This is a genomic window from Mesorhizobium sp. M2C.T.Ca.TU.002.02.1.1, from assembly GCF_003997225.1.
Genome location: NZ_RZTO01000963.1, coordinates 1 through 2,110 on the forward strand (window position 1 = coordinate 1; position 2,110 = coordinate 2,110).

The 2,110-nt window shown below is 63.4% G+C and carries 3 protein-coding genes; 1 reads left to right on the forward strand and 2 read right to left on the reverse strand.

What is annotated here, in order from left to right:
• Together EOD07_RS32050 and EOD07_RS32055 are read right to left on the reverse strand one after the other, a co-directional pair.
• Positions 1 to 220 (reverse strand): hypothetical protein (locus EOD07_RS32050; protein ID WP_164772742.1); only part of this gene is annotated, 220 nt, incomplete at its 3' end.
• Between the two features lie 133 nt (positions 221 to 353).
• Complete coding sequence (locus tag EOD07_RS32055) at positions 354 to 1,016, reverse strand: YggS family pyridoxal phosphate-dependent enzyme (protein ID WP_127238114.1); 663 nt, start codon at positions 1,014 to 1,016, stop codon at positions 354 to 356.
• Positions 1,017 to 1,162: 146 nt separating this feature from the next.
• On the opposite strand from EOD07_RS32055, the gene EOD07_RS32060 reads away from it, so the two are divergent.
• The coding region (locus EOD07_RS32060) for a class I tRNA ligase family protein (protein ID WP_164772743.1) at positions 1,163 to 2,110 on the forward strand (948 nt) is incomplete at its 3' end.

Consider the following 2,110-nt stretch of genomic DNA (forward strand, 5'->3'; position numbering starts at 1 on the left):
AGACACGGCCGGCGATGGCCGGCAACGCGGCCGACATGACGATGAATCCGGTTACGACGAACAGCAGATAGTCGGCAGCGCCGCTGCCCGCGAAGCCGACCCAGGCCGAAAGCGCATAGCAGGCCGCGAGTCCCACCATGGCGAAATACACCCATCGATGCAGCCCGCGGGAGACTTGCCGGTTTTGTGTGGTTTGCTGGCTGTGGCGTATGGCGGTCATAGGGACCTCCTTTGCCTTGAAAGGAGCCACTGGCTTCCTGCGCACTGAGCTAGCGTCGTGATCCCATGCGACAATGCGGTGGTATGACGCGCCCGCCTCAAGGGAGGCCTACGCCGCTTGAGGCGCTCTTTATCTACCGATTGCCGAAAATTGCCGAGCCGACCCTGACGCTCGTCGCGCCGAAAGCGATGGCGGTCTCGTAGTCGCCGGACATGCCCATCGACAGTTTTTCGACGCCGGCCTCGCGGGCGAGCTTGTCCAGCAGCGCGAAATGCGGGCCGGGGTTTTCGTCGGCCGGCGGGATGCACATCAGGCCTTCGATGGCGAGGCCATGCGTGTCGCGGCAGCGCTTGACGAAGGCGACCGCGTCGCGCGGCTCGATGCCGGCCTTTTGCGGCTCGGAGCCGGTGTTGACCTGGACGTAGAGTTTTGGTGAGCGACCCTGCCTTGCCATCTCCTTAGCCAGTTCGGCGGCGATCTTTTCACGGTCGACCGTTTCGATGACATCGAAGAGCGCGACGGCTTCCCTGGCCTTGTTGGACTGCAGCGGGCCGATCAGATGCAGCTCGACACCGCCAAATGCCGCTTTCAGCGCCGGCCATTTGCCTTGGGCTTCCTGCACGCGGTTCTCGCCGAAAACGCGCTGGCCGGCCTCGATCACAGGGCGAACGTCCTCGGCCGTGAAGGTCTTCGACACGGCCACCAGCGTGACGGCGCCGGGCTCGCGCCTTGCCTCGCGCTCGGCGTTTGCGATCTTCGCCTTGACCGCGTGAAGCTGCTCTACGGCGTTCGTCATCCCACTATCCTGCCTATAGTTTTCATGGCCGGGCCGGCTCGCCGCAGTTGACGGGTCCGGCAATCCATGGTGAACACCGCGACGACATTTCCCAGCCGCCGGCCGTGTCCGGCGCCCTGTGCCTGCTTTTAAGTGAAAAACATCCGATGGCAACTGAACGATACAATCCGCGCACGTCAGAGCCCAAATGGCAGAAAGCCTGGGCCGAAAAGAAGCTGTTCGAGGCCCGCAACGACGACCCGAAGCCGAAATACTACGTGCTCGAGATGTTCCCCTATCCGTCGGGCAAGATCCATATCGGCCACACCCGCAACTACACGATGGGCGACGTGGTGGCGCGCTACAAGCGCGCCAAGGGCTTCAACGTGCTGCATCCGATGGGCTGGGACGCGTTCGGCATGCCGGCCGAAAACGCCGCCATGCAGAACAAGGTCCACCCCAAGGACTGGACCTACGAAAACATCGCGGTCATGCGCGAGCAGCTCAAGATGATGGGCCTGTCGCTCGACTGGGCGCGCGAATTCGCGACCTGCGACGTCGACTACTATCACCGCCAGCAGATGCTGTTCCTCGACTTCGTCGAGAAGGGGCTGGTGACGCGCAAATCCTCCAAGGTCAATTGGGACCCGGAGGACATGACGGTGCTTGCCAACGAGCAGGTCATCGACGGCCGCGGCTGGCGTTCGGGCGCGCTGGTCGAGCAGCGCGAGCTGACGCAGTGGTTCTTCAAGATCACCGACTTCGCGCAGGATCTGCTGGACTCGCTCAACCGGCTCGAAGAATGGCCGGAGAAGGTCAAGCTGATGCAGCACAACTGGATCGGTCGCTCGGAAGGGCTGCTGATCCGCTGGCCGCTGGCGAAGCCTGTCGGCGATGCCCGAGAGCTGGAAGTCTATACGACAAGGCCCGATACCATCTTCGGCGCCTCCTTCATGGCGGTCGCGGCCGACCATCCGCTGGCGCGGAAAGCCGCCGAAAGCAACGTCGAGCTGGCTAAGTTCATCGAGGAGGTCCGCCATATGGGCACCTCGGTGGCGGCGCTGGAGACGGCCGAGAAGAAGGGCTTCGACACCGGCATCCGCGTCGTCCATCCG